Genomic DNA, 21,924 nt, shown 5'->3' on the forward strand with positions numbered 1-21,924 from the left:
GTTTTTTGTCTGTGGCTCACTGTAGCCTGTTTTGCCACGGTGCGCCGGAATCATTTGTGCCCTGCTTTTTGTCTCAGGCCCGCGCCCGGGTGTAGACTCGGTGCCTCAATGCTTTCACACGGAATAAGTCATGAGCTATCGCGTAATCGCCCTCGACCTTGACGGCACCCTGCTGACGCCCGCGAAAACCATCCTGCCCCAGTCCATCGAGGCGCTGAAGCGTGCCCGTCAGGCGGGCGTCAAGGTGGCTATCGTCACCGGCCGTCACCACTGCGCCATTCACCCTTTTTATCAGGCGCTGGAACTCGACACACCCGCAATCTGCTGCAACGGCACCTATTTGTATGATTATCAGGCGAAAAAGGTGCTGGCTGCCGACCCGCTGGATAAAGACCAGGCGCTGCGCGTGATTGAGATGCTGGAGGAACACCAGATTCACGGCCTGCTCTACGTCGACGATGCGATGCTCTATCAGACGCCGACCGGCCACGTAATACGCACCCTGAAATGGGCAGAATCACTGCCGCCGCATCAGCGCCCGCTGTTTGTTCAGGTGCCGGACCTGGCGCAAGCGGCGCGCGACGCGCAGGCGATCTGGAAGTTCGCGCTTTCCCATGAAAACAGGGCCGAACTGCAGCAGTTTGCGACGCGTGTGGAAGCGGAGCTGGGGCTGGCGTGCGAATGGTCGTGGCACGATCAGGTGGATATCGCGCAGCGCGGCAACAGCAAAGGCAAGCGGCTGGCGGAGTGGGTCGCCTCGCTCGGCTTCTCCATGCAGGAAGTCATCGCCTTCGGCGACAACTATAACGATCTGAGCATGCTGGAGGCCGTCGGGCTGGGCGTGGCGATGGGCAATGCGGACGAGGCGATCAAGGCGCGCGCGAAACGGGTGATCGGCACCAACCTTGAGCCGGGCATCGCCGAGGTGATTGCGCAGCAGCTGCTTTAATCAGGCGGCAACCGATACGCTTTTAATCTGGGCATAGAGCCACTGATCGGGCCGAATGCCCAGCTCATCCCGCGCCCAGGGCGAAATGCGCGCCCAGAGTTCGCTGACGCCGATGCGCAGACGCACCTCGACCTGATCGCCCACCTCCAGCAGCTCCACCACCTGCGCTGGCAGGATATTGCGTATCGAGCTGTGCTGCGGCGGCTGCAGCGCCAGCGAGACGTCCGCCGAGGCAATACGGATGCGCAGCGGGGTTTTCACCGGATAGTTAACCCGGCTCACCCAGATATGCTGGTCGCCGAGCGACAGCGCGCTCATGGGATAGTCGGGATGATGCTCCAGCACCTGCACGCGCAGCACGCTGGTCAGCTCGCTTACCGGCAGCCAGGGGCGCATCGCGCTGCTGCTCCAGACTTTTTCCAGCGGGCCGAACGCTTTGACGCCGCCGCGATCGAGCACCAGCACGTTTTCCGCCAGCTGCAAAATTTCATCAAGGCTGTGGGTGACGTAGAGCACCGGGATTTCGACCTGCTTCGCCAGCTTCTGCAGATAGGGCATCAGCTCGCGCTTGCGCGGCAGATCGAGCGAGGCGAGCGGCTCGTCCATCAGCAGAATATCGGGCGCGCTCAGCAGCGCGCGGCCAATGGCGACGCGCTGCTTTTCACCGCCGGAGAGCGACAGCGGAAAACGATCCAGCAGCTTTTCCAGCCCCAGCAGCGCTACCAGCGCGTCGAACTGCCCTTTCATCGCGGGCGACATGCCGTAGTGCAGATTGCCGCGCACGCGATAGTGCGGAAACAGCCGCGCATCCTGAAACACATAGCCGACGCGGCGTTTTTCCGGCGGCAACATCACCCTCTTCTCCACGTCGAGCAGCACACGCCCGTTAAGCGCAATCGTGCCGCGCTGCGGCTGCGTCAGCCCGCTGATGGCGTTGATCAGCGATGTCTTGCCGGCGCCGGAGACGCCGAATACCGCAGTAATCCCCTTCGCTGGGATCTGCGCGTCGATATCGAGCTGGTGCTCACCCAGCCGCTGCGAAAAGTTCAGCGTCAGCATCAGGCACCCATCCTTTTACGGCCCCAGCGCGCCAGCCATTCGGAGAGGAGCAGCGACAGCAGCGCCAGCGCAATGGCGATAGCGCAGAGCCGCGCCGCCGCGCCCTCTGCGCCTGGCGTTTCAATCAGGGTGAACATCGCCAGCGGCAGCGTGCGCGTCTCCTGCGGAATATTGGAAACGAAAGTAATGGTAGCGCCGAACTCGCCCAGCGAGCGGGCGAAGGCCAGCACGGTGCCGACAATAATGCCGGGCAGCGTCAGCGGCAGCGTGATGGTGAAAAAGACGCGCCAGCGCCCGGCGCCGAGCGTGCGCGCCGCCTGCTCCAGCCGCATATCCACCGCCTCCAGCGCCAGCCGGATGGCGCGCACCATCAGCGGAAAGGCGATGGCAGCGGAGGCGAGCGCCGCGCCGCGCCAGCTAAAGGCGAAGCTAAAGCCGAACCAGTCGTAGAGATACTGGCCAATTATGCCGCGTCGACCCAGGCCGATCAGCAGCAGATAGCCCACCACCACCGGCGGCAACACCAGCGGCAGATGAATAAGGCTGTCGAGCAGCGATTTGCCTGGAAACTGGCAGCGCACCAGGATCCAGGCCATAAGGATGCCAAACGGCAGGCTGAACAGCACCGCGATGCTGGAGACTTTCAGGCTAAGCATCACTGCCTGCCATTCGGGATCGCTGAGTATCATGCTTTTGGAGAGAATCCGTACTGTTTGAACACCGCGGCCGCTTCCGGCCCTTTCAGGTAGTCATAAAACGCCTTCACCGCAGCGTTGTTATGCGCCTTGACTATCGCCATCGGATATTCCACCGGCTTGTGGCTGGCAGCCGGGAAAGTGCCGACAACCTGCACTTTGCTGCTGGCTACTGCGTCCGATCCGTAGACGATACCGTAGGGCGTCTCATTGCGCTCGACCAGCGCCAGCGCGGCGCGTACGTTATTGGCGCGCGCCAGCGAGGGCGAAACCTGCTCCCAGGCGCCCAGCGTTTGCAGCGCTTCCTGCGCGTAAATGCCCGCAGGCACATGATCGGGATCGCCGACCGCCAGACGCTCGCCTTTCAACAGGCTTTTCCAGTCGGTCTGCTGATTCAGCGTAACGGGCTTCGCGCTGTCGCCGCGCGGCGCCACCAGCACCAGTTCGTTGCCGAGCAGGGTCACGCGCGTGGCCTCCTCCATGCTCTTTTTGGCGACGGCGTCATCCATCCACTGCTGGTCCGCTGAGATAAAGAGATCGGCGGGCGCGCCCTGCTCAATCTGACGCGCCAGCGTAGAGGAGGAGGCAAACGACGACACCACCTCGACGTCGGTTTTCTTTTTATACTGCGTCGCAATCTCCTGCAGCGCGTTGGTCAACGACGCGGCGGCGAAGACGGTGACTTTCTCAGCGGCGGCGGCCTGACCGGCCAGCGTGATGCTCAGCGCGGCAGCAAGGCCCCAGCGACAGGGTTGAAATGACATGGGTATTCTCCAGTTATGCGTTGTGTAGCCAATGATACAACGCGCGCAGGATGGCGTAATAAAAATTATCGGCAGGAGACGGAGAAGGTTGAGCAGGCGCAATAAAAACGCCCGCTCAGGCGGGCGTCGGTGGGCAAACAGAGCCAGCGCGCGGGCGAGATGGCTCGAAGAGCAAAGCGTCCCGCGACAAGGATGTCGCGGGTCGAGCTGGCAGGGATGCCGTTTTTGCGTCTTTGCGATCGAGCCTTCTCGCTCGCGTTAGCGCAATCCCAATAAAAACGCCCGCTCAGGCGGGCGTCAGGGAATTAACGGGTAGAGCGTGAAGCGTGTTCGCGGCGGCCAAATTTCGAGATGACGTTGAACACCTCGCCCAGGCCATAAATCAGGCCCAGCATAATCGCCATCACCACCGGCACCATAATCACCGCTACAGCAAGGCTTTTTAACAGTTCCAGCATGGAAGTCTCACTCAGCAAAGCAAAAAAGTGATTGTAACGTCTGAGGAAAAAAACGCACTGCCCTTTTCGTGCTTTTACTTTTTACGTTGCTCCCCGCTATGATCGTGGCATTCACACGTTCTGGAGACGCCACCATGCAGGCTGAACTTTCCCTCTCCATCCGGCTGCAGCAGAAGCTGTTCGCCGATCCGCGCCGTATCGCGCTACTGAAACGCATCCGCGAAACCGGCTCCATCAGCCAGGGCGCGAAGCTGGCGGGCATCAGCTACAAAAGCGCCTGGGACGCGATCAATGAGATGAACCAGCTGGCTGACGACACGCTGGTCGAGCGCGTGACCGGTGGCAAAGGCGGCGGCGGCGCACAGCTGACGCGCTACGGCGAGCGGCTTATCCAGCTGTTTCAGCTGCTGGAGCAGATTCAGCAAAAGGCGTTCGACGCGCTGCAAAACGACGCCGTGCCGCTCGACAGTCTGCTGGCGACTATCGCGCGCTTCTCCCTGCAGACCAGCGCGCGCAACCAGCTGTTCGGCACCGTAGTGGCCCATGACCAGCAGCACGTGGTGCAGCATCTCCAGGTGCGGCTCGCCGATGGCGACACCCAGCTTAGCGTGGCGCTGACCGAGCGCAGCGTGGCGCGCCTGCAGCTTGAGGCGGGCAAAGAGGTGCTGGTGCTGATCAAAGCGCCATGGATTCAGGTCAGCCGGGAGGCGTCACAGGCGGATAACCAGCTGCGCGCGCAGGTGAGCCAGATTGAACCCGGCGAGCAGATGAGCGAAGTGCTGATGACGCTGCCGAGCGGCGAAACGCTCTGCGCCACCCTCGCTAACCAGCAGGTGCAGCAGCAGAATCTGCAGCCGGGCGACGCCGTCACGGCAAGTTTTAATGCCGAACACGCGATTATCGCTACGCTGCTCTGACCTGCGCGCCATGATTTGACTTCCCTGACGGCACTGGGTACAACCCGGTATTACAGTGCATAAAGTGGAACAGATCATGGCATTATTGCAAATTTCGCAAGGCACGTTTCGTCTTAGCGACACCCGATTACTCAACCTGAACGATCTGCGACTGACGGGCGGCCAGAGCTGGGCCTTCGTCGGTGCCAACGGCAGCGGCAAATCGTCGCTGGCGCGCGCGCTGGCGGGCGAGCTGGCGCCGGAAAAAGGGGAATTCTCCAGCCGGTTCGCGCGCCCGACGCGCCTGTCGCTGGAACAGTTGCAAAAGCTGGTCGCCGACGAATGGGAACGCAACAACACCGATCTGCTGAGCGAAGGCGAAACCGATACCGGCCGCACCGCGCTGGAGATTATCCAGGATGATGTCCAGGACGCGGCGCGCGCGCTGGCGCTGGCGGAGCGCTTCGCCATCGGCTACCTGCTCGATCGGCGCTTTAAATACCTTTCAACCGGCGAGACGCGCAAGGTGCTGCTCTGCCAGGCGCTGATGAAACAGCCCGACCTGCTGATCCTCGACGAGCCTTTCGAAGGCCTCGACGTCGCCTCGCGCGCCAGCCTGACGGAGACGCTGGCGAACCTGCAGCAGCCCGACGTCGCGCTGGTGCTGGTGCTTAACCGCTTTGACGACATCCCCGATTTTATTCAGCAGGTCGGCGTGCTGGCGGAGTGCACCCTGACCCACGTTGGCGCGCGCGAGGCGATCCTGGCGGAAGCGCTGGTGGCGCAGCTGGCGCACAGCGAACGGCTGGAGGGCATGGCCCTGCCGGAAGCGGATACGCCCGACCAGCTGCCGACGCTGGCGCAGGATACGCCGCGCGTCATCCTGCGCAACGGCATGGTCTGTTACAACGACAAGGCGATAATCAACGGGCTGAACTGGCAGGTCAATGCAGGCGAACACTGGCAGATTGTCGGGCCGAACGGCGCCGGAAAATCGACGCTGCTGAGCCTGGTGACCGGCGATCATCCTCAGGGCTACAGCAACGATCTCTGGCTGTTCGGCATTAAACGCGGCAGCGGTGAAACCATCTGGGATATCAAACAGCATATCGGCTACGTCAGCAGCAGCCTGCATCTGGAATATCGCGTCAGCGTCAACGTGCGCACCGTTATCCTCTCCGGCTTCTTCGACTCCATCGGCCTCTATCAGGCGGCGTCGGAGCGGCAGAAGGCGCTGGCGCGGCAGTGGCTGGCGCTGCTCGGTATGGATAACGCGCTGGCCGACGCGCCCTTCCATAGCCTCTCCTGGGGCCAGCAGCGGCTGGTGCTGATCGCCCGCGCGCTGGTGAAGCATCCGGCGCTGCTGATCCTTGACGAACCGCTGCAGGGACTGGATCCCATCAATCGCCAGCTGGTGCGCCGCTTCGTCGATATTCTGATCGGCGAAGGGCGCACCCAGCTGCTGTTCGTTTCGCACCACGCGGAAGACGCGCCGCGCTGCATCACCCATCGACTCAGCTTTGTACCTGCCGCCGAGGGCTACGCCTGTCAGCAGGCGCGTCTGGATTAACATTCGCGACGCCGCCAGGCGGCGTCCGCTTTCCCTCGTTAGCCTGAAGATGTAACCGCTACCATTGTTCTGCCCTTTTCACCCTCTTCTTCTCAAGAAAAAGGCTTTGAATAAGAATTTTCAGCTTGTGTAAACGATTCCATTTATCCAGACTTGATCACGCTTTACCGCGCGATGATGTGCTACTTTTTAACCCTGCCTGTCTGGCTTTTTGACGTTAACCAGGACTCAACATGGAAAAATTTAATCCGGTCGATCATCCGCATCGCCGTTACAATCCGCTGATCGATCAGTGGATCCTCGTTTCGCCCCACCGTGCCAAACGTCCCTGGCAGGGCGCGCAGGAAACCCCTTCGCAAGAGACGCTGCCGGCGCACGATCCCGACTGCTTTCTCTGCGCGGGCAACACGCGCGTCACCGGCGACAAAAACCCCGATTATAAAGGCACTTACGTTTTCACTAACGATTTCGCCGCGCTGATGACCGATACGCCGGAAGCGCCGGAGAGCCGCGACGTGCTGATGCGCTGCGAAAGCGCGCGCGGCACCAGCCGGGTGATCTGCTTCTCGCCCGATCACAGCAAAACGCTGCCGGAAATGTCGCTGCCCGCGCTGGAAGAGGTGGTAAAAACCTGGCAGGGGCAGACCGCCGAGCTCGGCCAGCACTATCCCTGGGTGCAGGTTTTTGAAAACAAGGGCGCGGCGATGGGCTGCTCCAATCCCCATCCTCACGGCCAGGTATGGGCCAACAGTTTCCTGCCTAACGAGGCGCAGCGCGAAGATGAGCATCAGCGCGCCTACTATGCCGCGCACCGCTCGCCGATGCTGGTGGATTACGCCGCGCGCGAACTGAGCGACGGCAGCCGCACCGTGGTCGAGACCGAGCACTGGCTCGCAGTGGTGCCCTGGTGGGCGGCCTGGCCGTTCGAAACGCTGCTGCTGCCGAAAGCCCATATCAAGCGCCTCAACGATCTTTCGCCAGAACAGAGCGCAGATCTGGCGAAGGCGCTTAAGCAGCTGACCAGCCGCTACGACAACCTGTTCCAGTGCTCTTTCCCCTACTCCATGGGCTGGCACGGCGCGCCGTTCAACGGCGAAGAAAACGACCACTGGCAGCTGCACGCGCACTTCTACCCGCCGCTGCTGCGCTCGGCTACGGTTCGCAAATTTATGGTCGGCTACGAAATGCTGGCTGAAACCCAACGCGATCTAACGGCGGAACAGGCGGCAGAGCGTCTGCGTGCCGTTAGCGATATTCATTTCCGCGAGGCACAACAATGTTAAAAACCACCACGCAGCAGATTTTCAACGAGACCTTCGGCTATGCGCCAACCCACACCATTCAGGCGCCGGGCCGCGTGAACCTGATTGGGGAACACACTGACTACAACGATGGCTTCGTGCTGCCGTGCGCCATCGACTACCAGACCGTTATCGCCTGCGCGAAGCGCGACGACCGTCAGGTGCGCGTTGTGGCGGTGGATTACGATAATCAACAGGACAGCTTCTCGCTCGACGCGCCGATCCTCAGCGTGAAAGAGCCAATGTGGGCCAACTACGTGCGTGGCGTGGTGAAACACCTGCAGCAGCGCGACGCCAGCTTCGGCGGGGTTGATATGGTCATCGCCGGCGACGTGCCGCAGGGCGCGGGCCTCAGTTCGTCGGCGTCGCTGGAAGTGGCGGTCGGCACCGTGTTTCAGCAGCTCTATCACCTGAAGCTCGACGGCGCGGCCATCGCCGTCAACGGTCAGGAGGCGGAGAACCAGTTCGTGGGCTGCAACTGCGGCATCATGGATCAGCTGATCTCCGCGCTGGGCAAGAAAGATCACGCCATGCTGCTCGACTGCCGCACCCTCGGCACCCGTCCGGTTTCAATGCCGAAAGAGGTCGCGGTGGTGATTATCAACTCCAACTTCCGCCGTAATCTGGTCGGCAGCGAATACAACACGCGCCGCGAGCAGTGCGAAACCGGCGCGCGCTTCTTCGCTCAGCCAGCGCTGCGCGACGTGGATATCGCTCAGTTCAAAGCGGTGGAGCATGAGCTGGATCCGCAGGTCGCGAAACGCGTGCGTCACGTGTTGACGGAGAACGCCCGCACGCTGGAGGCGGCCGACGCGCTGAGCAAAGGCGACCTGAAACGCATGGGCGAGCTGATGGCGGAATCGCACGCCTCAATGCGCGACGACTTCGAAATCACCGTGCCGCCGATCGACGCGCTGGTCGAGATCGTCAAGGCGGAGATCGGCGATCGCGGCGGCGTGCGCATGACCGGCGGTGGCTTCGGCGGCTGCGTGGTGGCGCTGATGCCGTTCGATCTGGTGGATCGCGTGAAAGCCGCGGTGGCGGAAAAATACGAAGCGAAAACGGGCATCAAAGAGACCTTTTACGTTTGCACCGCCTCAGAAGGAGCGGGCCAATGCTAAGCGACGTGAATTCACATGCGCCAGACGGTCAGCCCTGGCGCATTACCGTGCTGCGCAACGCCAGCGGCATGGTCGCGACCTTTATGGACTGGGGCGCCACCTGGCTGTCGGCGCGCGTGCCGATGCGCGACGGCAGCGTGCGCGAAACCCTGCTCGGCTGCGCCACGCCGTCTGACTATCTGCACCAGGACGCCTATCTCGGCGCCACCATCGGACGCTACGCCAACCGCATCAGCCAGGCGACGCTGACGCAGCAGGCGATTCAGCTTGCGGCGAATCAGGGCGAGCACCAGCTGCACGGCGGGCCGCAGGGCTTTGACAAGCGCCGCTGGCAGATCGTCAGCCAGAGCGAGAGCAGCGTGGTTTACCGCCTGGACTCGCCGGATGGCGACCAGGGCTATCCCGGCAACCTGCTGGCGCAGGTGCGCTATGAGCTGGACGACGACAACTGCCTGTCGATCAGCTATCAGGCAGAGGTCGATCGGCCCTGTCCGGTCAATCTCACCAACCACGCCTACTTTAATCTTGATGCGCATCATGGCGACGCGCGCCAGCATCGCTTACAACTGCTGGCCGAACAGTATCTGCCTGTCGACAGCGAGGGCATTCCCAGCGCGCCGCTGAAAGCGGTGGCGGGCACCAGCTTCGATTTTCGCGCAGGCAAAATTGTGGCGCAGGATTTTCTCGCCGACGCCGACCAGCAGGCCGTGAAGGGTTACGATCACGCCTTTCTGCTCGACAGCGCCGGTGACGCCAGCCAGCCCGCCGCGCACCTCTGGTCTGCCGACGGCGAACTGCAGCTGACCGTGACCACCGCCGCGCCCGCGCTGCAGTTCTATACCGGCAACTATCTGGCGGGAACGCGCGCGCGGGAACAGGAAAGCTATACTGCTTTCCAGGGCATTGCGCTGGAGAGCGAATTTTTACCCGATTCGCCGAATCATCCTGAGTGGCCCCAGCCCTCATGCTGGCTGCAGCCGGGCGAGCGCTGGGAGTCGGTGACGCGCTACCGCTTTACGCCGCGCTGAGCCGCCTGAAAAACGCGCAGTGCGTCGCCGACAGGCTTACACCCTGCGCCGTTTTCCGCTATGGTATGGCGCTATCCATGTGCCGCCGGGCGCGCGCGCCGGGTTGGTTGCAGCAAGGTTTCCATTATCGTAGAAACATCAAAGAGTTAAGGAGTTAACTATGGCCGTAACTAAGCTGGTTCTGGTCCGCCACGGCGAAAGTCAGTGGAACCAGGAAAACCGCTTTACCGGATGGTATGACGTGGATCTTTCTGATAAAGGTCGTACCGAAGCCAAAGCAGCCGGTCAGCTGCTGAAAAAAGAAGGTTTCGTCTTTGATTTCGCTTACACCTCCGTACTGAAACGCGCCATTCACACGCTGTGGAATGTTCTGGATGAGCTGGATCAGGCCTGGCTGCCGGTAGAGAAATCCTGGCGTCTGAACGAGCGTCACTACGGTGCGCTGCAGGGGCTCGATAAAGCGGAAACCGCGGCCAAATATGGCGACGATCAGGTGAAACAGTGGCGTCGCGGCTTCGCGGTGACGCCGCCGGAGCTGGATCGCAACGACGAGCGTTTCCCTGGCCACGACCCGCGCTATGCGAAGCTGAGCGCTGAGCAGCTGCCGACCACCGAGAGCCTGGCGCTGACCATCGATCGCGTTATCCCTTACTGGAACGAGAGCATTCTGCCGCGCATCAAGAGCGGTGAGAAAGTGATCATCGCGGCGCACGGCAACTCCCTGCGCGCGCTGGTGAAATACCTCGACAACATGAGCGAAGATGAGATCCTTGAGCTGAACATCCCGACCGGCGTACCGCTGGTGTATGAGTTCGACGAGAATTTCAAACCAATCAAACACTACTATCTGGGCGATGCCGACGAGATTGCAGCGAAAGCCGCCGCCGTCGCGAACCAGGGTAAAGCAAAGTAAGCGCAAGCTGAAAGGTAAAAAGGCCAGACACTGTCTGGCCTTTTTTATGGCTGCGAATTGAATGTTGAACACTATAAAGACGCACGGCATTCAAAACGCGGCAAGCATGGACCAAAGAGCAAAGCGTCCCGCGCCATGGACAAAAACGCCAGGAGCGTTTTTGAACAACGCAGCGCATTGGCCCGTTTACGGGCGCACCTCAGGGATGAGGTGCGTATCCGCGCGGGCCGAGCGAGCATGGATGCAATGGACTTTGCGATCGGTCCATGCTTGCCACGTCAGCACCTTGCTGTCCTTCGCTTTTAATCAGCCGCGGCGCTGTTTCACCGCAGCAGCCAGCTGGCGCAGCACCTTGTCGGTGTCAGCCCAGCCGATGCAGGCGTCGGTGATGCTCTTGCCATAGACCAGCGGCTCGCCGCTCTCCAGGCTCTGGTTGCCCTCGACCAGGTGGCTCTCGATCATCACGCCGATCACGCCGCGCTCGCCGCCGGAAATCTGCGCCGACACGTCATCCGCGACGTCCAGCTGCTTCTGATACTGCTTGCTGCTGTTGGCGTGGCTGAAGTCGATCATCACCTGCGGCGGCAGACCCGCCTTCTCCAGCCCGCTTTTCACCGCGCTAACGTGCTGCGCGCTGTAGTTAGGCTCTTTGCCGCCGCGCAGAATAATATGGCAGTCCGCATTGCCGCTGGTTTCGACAATCGCCGAATGACCATACTTGGTCACCGACAGGAAACAGTGCGGCGAACCGGCGGCGTTGATGGCGTCAATCGCCACCTTGATGGTGCCGTCGGTGCCGTTCTTAAAGCCGACCGGACAGGAGAGCCCTGACGCCAGCTCGCGATGCACCTGCGACTCGGTGGTGCGCGCGCCGATAGCGCCCCAGCTCATCAGGTCCGCCACATACTGCGGCGTGATCATATCGAGAAACTCGCCCGCCGCCGGCAGGCCGCTGTCGTTGATCTCCAGCAGCAGCTGGCGCGCCAGGCGCAGGCCGTCATTCAGCTGGAAGCTGCCGTCCATATAGGGATCGTTGATCAGCCCTTTCCAGCCGACGGTGGTGCGCGGCTTTTCAAAATAGACGCGCATCACCACTTCCAGCTCGCCTTTCAGCTCGTCGCGCAGCGCCAGCAGGCGCGAAGCGTATTCCTTCGCCGCCTGCGGATCGTGAATTGAACAGGGGCCGATCACCACCAGCAGACGATCGTCATCGCCCTGCAAAATCTGATGGATAGCGTCGCGCGCGCGAGCAACGGTGCGCGCGGCATTATCGGTAGCGGGGAACTTTTCCAGCAGCGCAACGGGAGGCAGCAGCTCTTTAATATCCCGAATACGTAAATCATCATTCTGGTAATTCATAAATCATTCCATTTATTCCTGGCCCAACGCGCGTCGGGCACAACCCAACCAATTTATCCCGTTGCGCCCGGAGTGTAAATTCAGGACGCCTCTTAGAGGCTTGCATGAGATTTGCATTTATAGGGTTCTCAGCTAGGCTTTTATATGTAAGCACTGAGGAACGCTTCGCTTACATTATTTATCTCTTCCGGACGACCTTTGGGTGAAATTAAATTTCGCCGGAATCGCTTTACGTCAAACTACAGCATCGGGTTCAAAACAGCAGCTATCATTGATTACAGGAGCATAATGATGAATAAGTTTGCACTTATCTTTCTGACGGCAGCAATGACTTTAGGCAGCGGCGCGGCAATGGCCGACAACAATGGCACGGCTAACCAGGCGGCTGAAGCAGGCGCGGCAGCGGGCGGCGCAAAACAGAATCTGCCGCCGAATAACGTCGACAACAGCAATATCAATAATACCGGCACCAACACCAATCCTGCGGCCAACGGCGGCAGCACCAGCGGCAGCAATATGTCCGCCAATGAGATGGACCAGAATAGCCAGTGCAAAGACGGCAAATGCCCCGATATTAACAGCAAGGTGCAAACCAAAGAGGGCGGCGGCACCGTCGACCGCAAAACGGACGGCACCTCGCAGTAATATCCTCTGGAGAGCTTCGGCTCTCCATTATTTTTCTCTGGGTTAACTTCCGCTATGCTGGGGCAATGAATTCTGTCAGGAAACGTTCATGGCCTCGCTGTTGTTAATAGACGATCATCCACTGGTCGAAGTGGCGCTGGAAGCGGCGCTCGATCGCGCCCCCTTCTCCATCCTTTTACGTTCCGCCGCCAGCGAACAGCAGGCGCGCCAGCTGCTGACGCAGCCCACCGACATTATCGTGCTGGACATCGGCCTGCCGGACGGCGACGGGCTGGAAATCCTGCGCCGCCTTAAAATCCATTTTCCACAGATCCCCGTGCTGATCTATTCGGCACAGCAGAGCAGCCACTATGTGCGCAGCGCGCAGGCGCTGGGCGCGGCGGGCTACGTGGTTAAAAGCCAGCGTATGGAGCAGCTGCTGAGCGCGATCCTCGCGGTGCTGGGCGGTCAGCTCGCCTTCCCGCCTGAAGTGACCGCCTCCGCCCTGCCGCTCACCAGCAAAGAGCAGCAGGTGCTGGCGCTGCTGGCTACGGGCCTCTCAAATCTGCAGATTGCTGAGCAGCTGCATATCAGCAATAAAACCGTCAGCACCCATAAAAAGAACATTCTGGAAAAAACCGGCGCGCGCTCGGTGGTGGAGCTGGCTGACCTGTGGAAAGCGCAGCAGTGAGGCGCTTCCTGCTGCTGCTGTTGCTCTTTCTGACGCCCCCCCTGACCTGGGCCGAACTGCGGCCCGTCAGCAGCCTGGATCTGCCGATGATGATGCCGGTCAGCGGCGCCGACGCGATGCAGGGCAAGACGCTGCGCGTCGGCCTGCTGGAGGAGAGCAACGCGCCCTGGACGATGCGCGTCGGTGACGAGCTCTATGGCCTTGACGCCGACGCGCTGGCCGCACTGCATCAGCTCACCGGCGCCCGCTTCGCGCTCAGGCTGTTCGCCGATCGCGCGCAGCTAATGGCGGCGCTGCAGAGCGGCCAGATCGATTTTGCGCTGGGCGCGCTGCCGAACCCGCTACCGGCGGGCGTGCTGCACAGCGAAAGCTGGTTCAGCAGTCCGCTGCGCATCTATCGCAGCCAGCGCAACGCGCGCGCCGTGATGTTCAACAGCGAGAACGCCCAGCTCGCCATCAGCCAGGTCACGCTGGCGCAGCTGCCGGCGACGGTGGCGCAGAAGCACCGCTGGCGCACCTACAGCAACGATCTGCAGGCGATTTCGACGCTGCTTAATCAGCAAAACGACTACGTGGTGGCGGATGAGATCAGCGCCAGCTTTCTGCTCAGTCAGCTGCAGCAGGGCGAGATTTACCAGATCGCCTCGCAGCTGGATGTCGGCCAGCTGACGCTGCGCGCCTTCGCCCGCGACGCCGCGCTGATTGACTGGCTCAACCTGAGCCTGCGCCAGCTGCCCGCCGAACTGGCGACCAGCCTGCAGTCGCGCTGGGGCGCCCCGCTGCCGCGCTATCAGGATACGCAAACCCTGATGCTGAGCGCGGCGGAGCGCGCCTGGCTGAGCGCCCATCCGGTGATCGACTATGCCGCGGAGAGCGATAACGCTCCCTGGAGCTACCGTGACGGCAACGGCGCGGCGCGCGGCTACAGCGTCGATCTGCTTAACGCCATCGCGCAGAGCAGCGGCGTGCGCTTCGCGCCGCGCTGGGTCGCTGGCCCGCAGCAGGCGGACGAACTGCTGGCGCAGCGTCAGGTGATGCTGCGGCTGACGCAGCCGCTCAGCGGCGACGCGGCGCAAAACGCCACGCTGCCGGTCTGGCGCGCCCTGTGGGGCATCTACAGCCGCCGCGACGCCAGCTTCAGCCGCTGGCACGATCTGGCGGGCAAGCGGGTCGGCATACTGCGCGATGACGTCGCGACGCGGCTGCTGCCGCCCGAGGTGACGCCGCAGGTGTTTGCCGATCGCGCCAGCCTGTACGACGCGCTGGCGAACGGGCAGATTGACGCGCTGGCGGATAACGTGCTGTCGGCGCGCTGGCGCATCGCCGCGCGCTACGGCGATCGGCTGCGTCTCGCCTTCGCCGCCAGCGATATCGCCTGGCCGGTGGCGCTGGGCGTCGCCGCCGACCAGCCGCTGCTGCGGCCGCTCATCAACCGTGCACTGCAGCAGATACCCATCGATACGCAGCGGCAGATGCGCGACGGCTGGCTGACGCCGCCGCAGCCAGGCAATGCGATGACGATGCGCGCCCTGCCTCAGCTGGTGCTGGCTGCGGCGGGCGCCGCCATCGTTGTACTGCTGCTGCTGCTGGCGCGCCGCTACTGGCAGCAGCGGCGCGAACGCCTTCAGCGTCAGCAGGCCGAGCGCGCCAACGCGATGAAAAGCCAGTTCCTCGCCACCGTCAGCCATGAGCTGCGCACGCCGATGCAGGCGATCCTCGGGCTGCTGGAGCTGGAAAAAGCGCGCTCCGCCAACCTGTCGCTGGTCTACAGCAGCGCCCGCTCGCTGCTGACGCTGCTCAACGATCTGCAGGATCATGCGCGCATCGAGAGCAACAGCTTTACCCTCGCGCCGCGTCCGCTGGCGCTGGAGCCGTGGCTGGCGCAGCAGCAGCGCTTTTACCATCCGCTGATGCGCACCGGCGGCCCGACGCTGATCGTCGAGGCGCTCACGCCGCTGCCCGATCGCGTGCTGATCGACGCGGATCGACTACAGCAGGTGATCAATAACCTGATGACCAACGCGCTAAAGTTTACCGTCCAGGGCGAAATACGCCTGACGCTCGCCGTCGATGAGCAGCTGATTTTCACCCTGCGCGACAGCGGCAGCGGCATTCCGCCGGAAGAGCAGCCAAAGCTGTTCGATCCCTGGTATCAGGCGCCGTCGGGCAAAAAGGTGTCGGTGCAGGGCAGCGGCCTGGGGCTGTTTATCTGCCGGGAGATTGTGCAGCGCATGGGTGGCGATATCGCGCTGCGCTCACAGCCCGGCCACGGCACCGAAGTCACGGTAACGCTGCCGCTGGAGCGCTGCGAGGCTGCGCCGCAGGAGAGCGCCGTGCTGCCCCGCTACGCCGCGCTGCGCTGCGCCATCGTCGACGACCATCCGGCCAATCTGATGGTGCTGCAGCAGCAGCTGGCGCGCTTCGCCGTCGAGGCGGAGTGCTTTGCCGACGGGCGCGCCCTGCTGCGCGCAGATGCTGAACACCCCTACGATCTGCTGTTTATCGATCAGATGATGCCGCGTCCGGATGGCCAGCTGCTGCTGCGGCTGCTGCGTCGCCGCGATCGTCAGCGTCAGCGAGCGGCGATGCGGGTGCTCTGCTCCGCCGACGCGCAGCTGCTCAGCCTGCCGCTACAGGCGAACGAGCGCGTGCTGATTAAGCCGGTGCAGCTAGGCGATCTCGCCGCGCTGCTGGCGCATTTCGATCGGGATCCGCTGGCGCCGCTGGATAGCAACCTGCGCCAGCTGGCGCAGAGCAGCGAGAAGTTTCTGGCGCGGCTTAGCCAGACGCTGCGCGACACGCTGAACAACGACGTGTCGCGTATCACGGCGGCGCGCGCGGCGCGCGACTGGCCGCAGCTGGCGGAAGCAGCGCACCGCATGAAGGGAAGCTGGCTGCTTATCGGCCTGGAGCAAGGCGCCGAACTCAGCCAGCGGCTGGCGGATCGGGCCAACGCGCAGCAGGACGCGCCGGATGAATGGGATTTGCTACTATTACTCACCAACAGGTTACTGATAAAACTGGACTCTTATGGCTCATAACCACGCTCACAGCGCGCCGGCGGGCAATCGCAAACGCCTCGCGGCCGCATTCGCCGTGACGGCACTCTTTATGCTGGCGGAGGCGGTCGGCGGCTGGATTTCCGGCTCGCTGGCACTGCTGGCCGATGCCGGGCACATGCTTACCGACGCCGCCGCGCTGCTGATGGCGCTGCTGGCGGTGCAGTTCGCCCAGCGCAAGCCCAACGCCCGTCATACCTTCGGGCTGCTGCGCCTTACCACGCTGGCGGCCTTCGTCAACGCCATCGCCCTGCTGGTGATTACCGCGCTCATCGTCTGGGAGGCGCTGCGTCGCTTTTACCAGCCGCAGCCGGTGACCGGCGGCCTGATGCTCGGCATCGCGGTTGCGGGCCTGCTGGCCAATATGCTGTCGTTCTGGCTGCTGCACCACGGCAGCGAAGAGAAAAACCTCAACGTGCGCGCCGCCGCGCTGCACGTGATGGGCGATCTGCTGGGTTCGGTGGGCGCGATTGTCGCCGCGCTGATTATCCTCTATACCGGCTGGACGCCCATCGACCCGATTCTGTCGCTGCTGGTGTCGCTGCTGGTGCTGCGCAGCGCCTGGTCGCTGCTGCGCGAGAGCCTGCACGAACTGCTGGAGGGCGCGCCGGAGGTGATCGATGTGCAGAAGCTGACGCGCGACCTGACGCTGAACATTCCAGAGGTGCGCAACGTGCACCATGTGCACGTCTGGCAGGTCGGCGAGAAGCCGGTGGTGACGCTGCATGTGCATGTGATCCCGCCATACGACCACGATGCGCTGCTGCAGCGCATCCACAGCTATCTGCACCAGAAGTATCAAGTTGGGCACGCCACAGTGCAGATGGAGTATCAGCCGTGCGCCACGCCCGACTGCGAGCTGGGCGTCGACGGCGGCTCAGCGACGGCGTATCACCATCATCATCACGGTGAAGAGGCGCACCATCACTGACGCGCCAGCGCGCGCGAGCCGTGCTGCCGTGCGCTGGCGATCCACAGGCGCGAGCCGTTGAGTGCGATCAGCGTCAGAATCAGATATTCCAGCGCCATGGCGTAGACGCCCTGGCGCGCGAAGATCATCACGCTGATCACGTCAATAACCACCCACAGCAGCCAGTTCTCGACATATTTACGCGTCATCAGGATCATCGCCACAATGGAGAGCACCATCATGCTGGCGTCCCAGAACGGGAAGGCGTCGGGCTGCAGCGTCGGCATCGCCACCTGCAGGCCGAGCGCGTTCATCAGCGACACGGCGGTCTGCGTCAGGAAGGCGAAGACCGGGTCGATATAGCGCGTCATTAGCGCAACGGCGACGACGCAGACCGCGCCCCATCCCAGCGCCTTCGGCAGCGGCAGCCAGCGGATTTTCAGCGCCGCCTGGCGATCGTCGGTCTGCCGGCTCCAGGCGTACCAGCCATAGACGTTGGCGACGAAAAAGAAGATCTGCAGCAGCAGGCTGGCGTAGAGCTGGATCTGGAAGAAGATGGCGGCGAACAGCGTGACGTTAATCAGGCCGAACGGATAGTTAATCACTTTCTCCAGGCTGGCGAGCCAGATGCAGAGCAGACCCGCCAGCGTGCCGATGGCCTCAATCCAGGAGAGATCGTAGCCGCCTGCGCCGAGCGGGATATGGACCAGGATATTGCTTGTGCTGAAAAAATCCATCATTGGTTCCTCAGGCGTTCCCTTTTACCTTCAGTTTGAGATCCGCAGCGAAAGCGAGCATGCGGTTGAGCGGCAATAATGCCGCCTCGCGCAGCGCGGCATCAACCTCTATTTCATGCTGTGCGCCGCCCTGCTCCAGACCCTCGGCGATAGCTTTCAGGCCGTTCATCGCCATCCACGGGCAGTGCGCGCAGCTGCGGCAGGTCGCCCCTTCGCCTGCGGTCGGCGCTTCCAGCAGCGTTTTTCCCGGCACCGCCTGCTGCATTTTGTAAAAGATGCCGCGATCGGTCGCCACGATCATCTGCGGATGCGGCAGCTGCTGCGCCGCCTGGATCAGCTGGCTGGTGGAGCCGACCGCGTCGGCAAGATCGACCACCGCCTGCGGCGATTCGGGATGCACCAGCACCGCCGCGTCGGGATAGAGCGCTTTCATGCGCAGCAGCGCCTGGGTTTTGAATTCGTCATGGACGATGCAGGCACCCTGCCAGCAGAGCACGTCCGCACCGGTTTTCTGCGTGACATAGCGGCCAAGATGGCGATCCGGCGCCCAGATGATTTTTTCATCCAGGCTGTCGAGATGGTCGATCAGCTCTACCGCGATGCTGGAGGTGACCACCCAGTCGGCGCGCGCTTTGACCGCCGCCGAGGTGTTGGCGTAGACCACCACGGTACGGTCGGGATGGGCGTCGCAGAAGGCGTTAAATTCGTCGATGGGGCAGCCGAGGTCGAGCGAGCACTCCGCCTGCAGCGTTGGCATCAGCACGGTTTTCTCCGGGCTGAGGATTTTGGCGGTTTCGCCCATAAAACGCACGCCCGCCACCAGCAGCGTCGACGCTGGATGCGCGCTGCCGAAGCGCGCCATTTCCAGCGAGTCCGCCACGCAGCCGCCGGTCGCTTCCGCCAGCGCCTGGATTTCCGGGTCGGTGTAGTAATGCGCCACGATAACCGCGTCGCGCTCTTTAAGCAGCCTTTTGATTTTACTCAGGTAACATTCTTTTTCATCGTCGCTGAGACGCGCAGGTTTTGCGGGAAAGGGCCAGGCCACGCTGTCTGTATCGAATAAAGCACTCATCACACCGCTCTCGTTTTATCAAATGAACGAAAATTGCTTAAGACGGCGAAAAAGGACGTTCACTCCGCCATCGTGTTTTATATGCTAAACACGATAGCGGAAACGCGCGGCGGTGTCGTGCTCTTTTTTAGGCGTGCGGCGGTGAAGGCTCCTCGGCGAATAGCGGCAGCACGACCGCCTTTTGCGGCATCTCCAGATCCAGCAGGAAGGCTTTGACCTCCAGACCACCAGCAAAACCGGTCAGCTTGCCATTGGCGCCGATGACGCGATGGCAAGGCGCGACGATAGAGACTGGATTTCTGCCGTTCGCCGCGCCGACCGCGCGCACCGCCTGCGGATGGCCGATCTGACGGGCGATTTCGCTGTAGCTGCGCGTTTCGCCGAAGGGGATCGTCATCAGCGCGTTCCACACTTTTTTCTGAAATTCGGTGCCGACGAAATCGAGCGGCAGCGTAAAGCAGCGGCGCTCGCCGGCAAAGTACTCCCGCAGCTGGCGTTCCGCCTCGAGCAGAAGCGGATGTGATTCGTCGTGCGTCTGCGGCAGAAAGCGCGCGCCGTGCGGGTCATCGTTTTTCCAGAGTATGCCTGCGAGTCCGCGATCGCTCGCCACCAGTTTCAGCTCGCCCACCGGCGTGGAGACAAGTTTGTAGTGATACATGATGTTGTTCTCCCTGTTTGAGACATCCGTTATTGTCGCATTTTGGCCACGGCGCGCTGGCCGTTTTCGGCCATCAGACTAAACTGCTTTGCTGTCCGAAAACAGCGAGTCTGCATCAGAAAGCGGGTATAGGCTCTGTTTATTTGCAGGAGTCACTATGTTCGATCCTGAGATTGCTTATCAGGCGCTCACCTCACGCGATACCCGTTTTGACGGGGTGTTTTTCGTCGGCGTTACTTCGACCGGCATTTACTGTCGCCCTGTCTGCCCGGTGAAAGCGCCGCAGCAGAAGAACTGTCTGTTTTTCGCCAGCGCCGAAGCGGCGGAGAAGGCCCATTTCCGCCCCTGCTTGCGCTGTCGCCCCGAGCTGGCGCCGGGCAACGCGCCGGTCGATCAGCCTCACCGCGTGGCGGACAGGCTGATTCAGCGCATTGAGGAGGGCATGCTGGAGGAAAACGAAGGACTGGAGGCGATTGCCGCTGAGTTTGGCGTTAGCCTGCGCCAGCTGCGCCGCATCGTGCAGCAGGAGCTGGGGGTGTCGCCGCTGGAGCTGAAGCAGACGCGGCGCATGCTGCTGGCGAAGCAGCTGCTGACGGAGACGCAGCTGCCGGTGACCGATGTGGCCTATGCCAGCGGTTTTAGCAGCCTGCGCCGCTTTAACGATGTGTTTCAGGCGCGCTACCGTATGACGCCGAGCGCGCTGCGCAAGGGCGTTAGCGCCTCGACGCGCGCGCAGCCGGGCGACAGCACCTCTCTGCTGATGGTCTATCGTCCGCCCTACGACTGGGAGGCGATGCTGGCTTTTTTACAGACCCATCTGATGAAAGAGGTCGAGGCGGTGCAGGATGGTGCCTACCGGCGCACCGTGGCGCTGGGCCGCTGTCGCGGCTGGATTAGCGTGTCACATCTGCCGCAGAAGTGCGCGCTGCAGCTGACCTTTTCCATCTCGCTGACGCCGGTGCTGCCGCTGCTGCTGCGCCGCCTGCGCGATCTTTTCGATCTTAACGCGCAGCCACAGCTTATCGCCGCCCGGCTGGCGCAGGATGCGCTGCTGGCGCCGAGCCTGGCGCGCAATCCGGGATTGCGCGTGCCAGGCGCATTTGATGCCTTTGAGCTTGGCGTGCGCGCCATTATCGGGCAGCAGGTGACGGTGAAGGCCGCAACCACCGTGAGCAGCCGTTTTGCCGCCGCCTTTGGCGAGCCCTGCGTGACTCCTTTTGCCGATCTGACGCGCTACGCCGCGCTGCCGGATCGCGTCGCCAGCCTGATGGTGGACGACGTGGCGCCGCTCGGCATCGTGAGCGCGCGCTCGCGCGCCATTATCGCCTTTGCGCAGGCGTGCGCCGCAGGTTCGCTGCGCTTTAACGCCACGCAGTCGCCGGAGACGGTGATGAAGCAGCTGGTGGCGCTGCCGGGCATTGGCCCCTGGACGGCACACTATATTGCGATGCGCGCCCTGCGCTGGCCGGACGCCTTCCCCAAGGAAGATATCGCCATTCGTAATAATCTGGGCGGCCTGAAGCCCGCCGAGGCGGAGGCGCGTTCGCAGCAGTGGCGTCCGTGGCGCAGCTACGCGGTGATGCATATCTGGGAGAATCTGGCGCCTGCGAAAGTGAAATAGATGCGAAACGCGTTAAAGTTTTGGTTGAGGGTTTTGGCGGAGTTGCTTTAGAGAGCGTGCGTGGCGCAGGGCTAACGGGTCCGATCGCAAAGAAGACCTACATCCCTGTAGGTCGGCCTCGCCATCCTGGCTCGGACGCTTTGCTCTTCAGACCCGTTAGCCCCGCACCAGTATGACTAAGGAATGGCTTTAAGAACGACACAGCGTAAAAACGAAAAAAGCGCCCATTGGGCGCTTCTTTCTGAATTGGTGGGTCGTGCAGGATTCGAACCTGCGACCAATTGATTAAAAGTCAACTGCTCTACCAACTGAGCTAACGACCCGCTCGGGGCTTACAACCCGCAAACCTGAAGCCTGCGTTAAAGATGGTGGGTCGTGCAGGATTCGAACCTGCGACCAATTGATTAAAAGTCAACTGCTCTACCAACTGAGCTAACGA

The 21,924-nt window shown here is 62.2% G+C and carries 20 protein-coding genes and 1 tRNA gene; 12 read left to right on the forward strand and 9 right to left on the reverse strand.

The window, feature by feature from the left end:
* The first annotated feature begins 130 nt into the window (after nucleotides 1-130).
* Nucleotides 131-949: a pyridoxal phosphatase gene (locus ACR6A7_RS18660; RefSeq protein ID WP_434126743.1), complete on the forward strand. Its 819-nt coding sequence runs from the start codon at nucleotides 131-133 to the stop codon at nucleotides 947-949.
* Here ACR6A7_RS18660 and modC read toward each other — a convergent pair whose 3' ends face one another.
* The 4 genes from modC to ACR6A7_RS18680 form a co-directional block, all read right to left on the reverse strand.
* Nucleotides 950-2,008 carry a molybdenum ABC transporter ATP-binding protein ModC gene (gene modC / locus ACR6A7_RS18665; protein WP_434126745.1) on the reverse strand — a complete coding sequence of 353 codons (1,059 nt, stop codon included), beginning with the start codon at nucleotides 2,006-2,008 and terminating at the stop codon, nucleotides 950-952.
* A complete protein-coding gene (modB, locus tag ACR6A7_RS18670; RefSeq protein WP_434126747.1) occupies nucleotides 2,008-2,697 on the reverse strand; it encodes a molybdate ABC transporter permease subunit in 690 nt (229 codons plus the stop codon). The genes modC and modB overlap by 1 nt, the downstream gene beginning before the upstream one ends.
* The gene (gene modA, locus ACR6A7_RS18675) at nucleotides 2,694-3,467 is read right to left on the reverse strand and encodes a molybdate ABC transporter substrate-binding protein (protein WP_434126748.1); all 774 of its coding nucleotides are present in this window, start codon (nucleotides 3,465-3,467) and stop codon (nucleotides 2,694-2,696) included. Before modA ends, modB begins: the two co-directional genes overlap by 4 nt.
* A 305-nt stretch (nucleotides 3,468-3,772) precedes the next feature.
* The gene (locus ACR6A7_RS18680) at nucleotides 3,773-3,925 is read right to left on the reverse strand and encodes an AcrZ family multidrug efflux pump-associated protein (protein ID WP_033751635.1); all 153 of its coding nucleotides are present in this window, start codon (nucleotides 3,923-3,925) and stop codon (nucleotides 3,773-3,775) included.
* 134 nt (nucleotides 3,926-4,059) lie between these two features.
* Between ACR6A7_RS18680 and modE the strand changes: the two genes are divergently transcribed.
* From modE to gpmA, 6 genes are all read left to right on the forward strand, one after another.
* Nucleotides 4,060-4,842, forward strand: a complete 783-nt coding sequence (gene modE / locus ACR6A7_RS18685; RefSeq protein ID WP_434126750.1) for a molybdenum-dependent transcriptional regulator — start codon at nucleotides 4,060-4,062, stop codon at nucleotides 4,840-4,842.
* A 76-nt stretch (nucleotides 4,843-4,918) separates the two neighbouring features.
* On the forward strand, nucleotides 4,919-6,391 hold the full coding sequence (gene modF / locus ACR6A7_RS18690) for a molybdate ABC transporter ATP-binding protein ModF (protein ID WP_434126752.1): 1,473 nt from the start codon (nucleotides 4,919-4,921) through the stop codon (nucleotides 6,389-6,391).
* A gap of 233 nt (nucleotides 6,392-6,624) precedes the next feature.
* Nucleotides 6,625-7,674: a galactose-1-phosphate uridylyltransferase gene (galT, locus tag ACR6A7_RS18695; protein ID WP_434126754.1), complete on the forward strand. Its 1,050-nt coding sequence runs from the start codon at nucleotides 6,625-6,627 to the stop codon at nucleotides 7,672-7,674.
* Nucleotides 7,668-8,813, forward strand: coding sequence for a galactokinase (gene galK / locus ACR6A7_RS18700; RefSeq protein WP_434126755.1), 1,146 nt, complete (start codon nucleotides 7,668-7,670; stop codon nucleotides 8,811-8,813). The genes galT and galK overlap by 7 nt, the downstream gene beginning before the upstream one ends.
* Nucleotides 8,807-9,841 carry a galactose-1-epimerase gene (galM, locus tag ACR6A7_RS18705; protein WP_434126757.1) on the forward strand — a complete coding sequence of 345 codons (1,035 nt, stop codon included), beginning with the start codon at nucleotides 8,807-8,809 and terminating at the stop codon, nucleotides 9,839-9,841. Before galK ends, galM begins: the two co-directional genes overlap by 7 nt.
* A 160-nt stretch (nucleotides 9,842-10,001) precedes the next feature.
* Nucleotides 10,002-10,754: a 2,3-diphosphoglycerate-dependent phosphoglycerate mutase gene (gpmA, locus tag ACR6A7_RS18710; RefSeq protein WP_033751646.1), complete on the forward strand. Its 753-nt coding sequence runs from the start codon at nucleotides 10,002-10,004 to the stop codon at nucleotides 10,752-10,754.
* 306 nt (nucleotides 10,755-11,060) lie between these two features.
* On the opposite strand, the gene aroG is transcribed toward gpmA, so the two are convergent.
* On the reverse strand, nucleotides 11,061-12,113 hold the full coding sequence (gene aroG / locus ACR6A7_RS18715) for a 3-deoxy-7-phosphoheptulonate synthase AroG (protein ID WP_434126759.1): 1,053 nt from the start codon (nucleotides 12,111-12,113) through the stop codon (nucleotides 11,061-11,063).
* A gap of 288 nt (nucleotides 12,114-12,401) precedes the next feature.
* Between aroG and ACR6A7_RS18720 the strand changes: the two genes are divergently transcribed.
* The 4 genes from ACR6A7_RS18720 to zitB all read left to right on the forward strand — a co-directional run bounded on the left by ACR6A7_RS18720 (nucleotide 12,402) and on the right by zitB (nucleotide 17,418).
* Nucleotides 12,402-12,758, forward strand: coding sequence for a protein YbgS (locus ACR6A7_RS18720; protein WP_434126761.1), 357 nt, complete (start codon nucleotides 12,402-12,404; stop codon nucleotides 12,756-12,758).
* 88 nt (nucleotides 12,759-12,846) lie between these two features.
* Entirely contained in the window at nucleotides 12,847-13,428 is a 582-nt protein-coding gene (locus ACR6A7_RS18725) for a response regulator (RefSeq protein ID WP_434126763.1), read from the forward strand.
* On the forward strand, nucleotides 13,410-16,469 hold the full coding sequence (locus ACR6A7_RS18730) for an ATP-binding protein (protein WP_434126765.1): 3,060 nt from the start codon (nucleotides 13,410-13,412) through the stop codon (nucleotides 16,467-16,469). The genes ACR6A7_RS18725 and ACR6A7_RS18730 overlap by 19 nt, the downstream gene beginning before the upstream one ends.
* Nucleotides 16,459-17,418: a CDF family zinc transporter ZitB gene (zitB, locus tag ACR6A7_RS18735; RefSeq protein WP_434126766.1), complete on the forward strand. Its 960-nt coding sequence runs from the start codon at nucleotides 16,459-16,461 to the stop codon at nucleotides 17,416-17,418. The genes ACR6A7_RS18730 and zitB overlap by 11 nt, the downstream gene beginning before the upstream one ends.
* On the opposite strand, the gene pnuC is transcribed toward zitB, so the two are convergent.
* The 3 genes from pnuC to ACR6A7_RS18750 all read right to left on the reverse strand — a co-directional run bounded on the left by pnuC (nucleotide 17,412) and on the right by ACR6A7_RS18750 (nucleotide 19,864).
* On the reverse strand, nucleotides 17,412-18,134 hold the full coding sequence (pnuC, locus tag ACR6A7_RS18740; RefSeq protein WP_434126768.1) for a nicotinamide riboside transporter PnuC: 723 nt from the start codon (nucleotides 18,132-18,134) through the stop codon (nucleotides 17,412-17,414). The genes zitB and pnuC overlap by 7 nt on opposite strands.
* Before the next feature lie 10 nt (nucleotides 18,135-18,144).
* On the reverse strand, nucleotides 18,145-19,206 hold the full coding sequence (gene nadA, locus ACR6A7_RS18745) for a quinolinate synthase NadA (RefSeq protein WP_434126777.1): 1,062 nt from the start codon (nucleotides 19,204-19,206) through the stop codon (nucleotides 18,145-18,147).
* A 127-nt stretch (nucleotides 19,207-19,333) separates the two neighbouring features.
* Nucleotides 19,334-19,864: a methylated-DNA--[protein]-cysteine S-methyltransferase gene (locus tag ACR6A7_RS18750; RefSeq protein WP_434126770.1), complete on the reverse strand. Its 531-nt coding sequence runs from the start codon at nucleotides 19,862-19,864 to the stop codon at nucleotides 19,334-19,336.
* Nucleotides 19,865-20,021: 157 nt separating this feature from the next.
* Here ACR6A7_RS18750 and ACR6A7_RS18755 point away from each other — a divergent pair, with 157 nt between their 5' ends.
* A complete protein-coding gene (locus tag ACR6A7_RS18755; protein ID WP_434126772.1) occupies nucleotides 20,022-21,485 on the forward strand; it encodes an AlkA N-terminal domain-containing protein in 1,464 nt (487 codons plus the stop codon).
* A gap of 247 nt (nucleotides 21,486-21,732) precedes the next feature.
* Here the strand turns inward: ACR6A7_RS18755 and ACR6A7_RS18760 are convergent.
* A tRNA-Lys gene (locus ACR6A7_RS18760) sits at nucleotides 21,733-21,808 on the reverse strand.
* Between the last annotated feature and the right edge of the window lie 116 nt (nucleotides 21,809-21,924).

The sequence above is a fragment of the Pantoea phyllosphaerae genome, from assembly GCF_051025595.1.
Lineage (GTDB): Bacteria > Pseudomonadota > Gammaproteobacteria > Enterobacterales > Enterobacteriaceae > Pantoea.

What these genes read in the sequence shown, in the direction of transcription:
- galM (WP_434126757.1), top strand. Translation starts at nt 8,807, where the DNA reads ATGCTAAGCGACGTGAATTCACATGCGCCAGACGGTCAGCCCTGGCGC.
- zitB (WP_434126766.1), top strand. Translation starts at nt 16,459, where the DNA reads ATGGCTCATAACCACGCTCACAGCGCGCCGGCGGGCAATCGCAAACGC.
- modA (WP_434126748.1), bottom strand. Translation starts at nt 3,467, where the DNA reads ATGTCATTTCAACCCTGTCGCTGGGGCCTTGCTGCCGCGCTGAGCATC.
- ACR6A7_RS18750 (WP_434126770.1), bottom strand. Translation starts at nt 19,864, where the DNA reads ATGTATCACTACAAACTTGTCTCCACGCCGGTGGGCGAGCTGAAACTG.
- ACR6A7_RS18680 (WP_033751635.1), bottom strand. Translation starts at nt 3,925, where the DNA reads ATGCTGGAACTGTTAAAAAGCCTTGCTGTAGCGGTGATTATGGTGCCG.
- aroG (WP_434126759.1), bottom strand. Translation starts at nt 12,113, where the DNA reads ATGAATTACCAGAATGATGATTTACGTATTCGGGATATTAAAGAGCTG.
- galT (WP_434126754.1), top strand. Translation starts at nt 6,625, where the DNA reads ATGGAAAAATTTAATCCGGTCGATCATCCGCATCGCCGTTACAATCCG.
- nadA (WP_434126777.1), bottom strand. Translation starts at nt 19,206, where the DNA reads ATGAGTGCTTTATTCGATACAGACAGCGTGGCCTGGCCCTTTCCCGCA.
- modC (WP_434126745.1), bottom strand. Translation starts at nt 2,008, where the DNA reads ATGCTGACGCTGAACTTTTCGCAGCGGCTGGGTGAGCACCAGCTCGAT.
- galK (WP_434126755.1), top strand. Translation starts at nt 7,668, where the DNA reads ATGTTAAAAACCACCACGCAGCAGATTTTCAACGAGACCTTCGGCTAT.
- gpmA (WP_033751646.1), top strand. Translation starts at nt 10,002, where the DNA reads ATGGCCGTAACTAAGCTGGTTCTGGTCCGCCACGGCGAAAGTCAGTGG.
- modE (WP_434126750.1), top strand. Translation starts at nt 4,060, where the DNA reads ATGCAGGCTGAACTTTCCCTCTCCATCCGGCTGCAGCAGAAGCTGTTC.
- modB (WP_434126747.1), bottom strand. Translation starts at nt 2,697, where the DNA reads ATGATACTCAGCGATCCCGAATGGCAGGCAGTGATGCTTAGCCTGAAA.
- ACR6A7_RS18660 (WP_434126743.1), top strand. Translation starts at nt 131, where the DNA reads ATGAGCTATCGCGTAATCGCCCTCGACCTTGACGGCACCCTGCTGACG.
- pnuC (WP_434126768.1), bottom strand. Translation starts at nt 18,134, where the DNA reads ATGGATTTTTTCAGCACAAGCAATATCCTGGTCCATATCCCGCTCGGC.
- ACR6A7_RS18755 (WP_434126772.1), top strand. Translation starts at nt 20,022, where the DNA reads ATGTTCGATCCTGAGATTGCTTATCAGGCGCTCACCTCACGCGATACC.
- ACR6A7_RS18720 (WP_434126761.1), top strand. Translation starts at nt 12,402, where the DNA reads ATGATGAATAAGTTTGCACTTATCTTTCTGACGGCAGCAATGACTTTA.
- modF (WP_434126752.1), top strand. Translation starts at nt 4,919, where the DNA reads ATGGCATTATTGCAAATTTCGCAAGGCACGTTTCGTCTTAGCGACACC.
- ACR6A7_RS18725 (WP_434126763.1), top strand. Translation starts at nt 12,847, where the DNA reads ATGGCCTCGCTGTTGTTAATAGACGATCATCCACTGGTCGAAGTGGCG.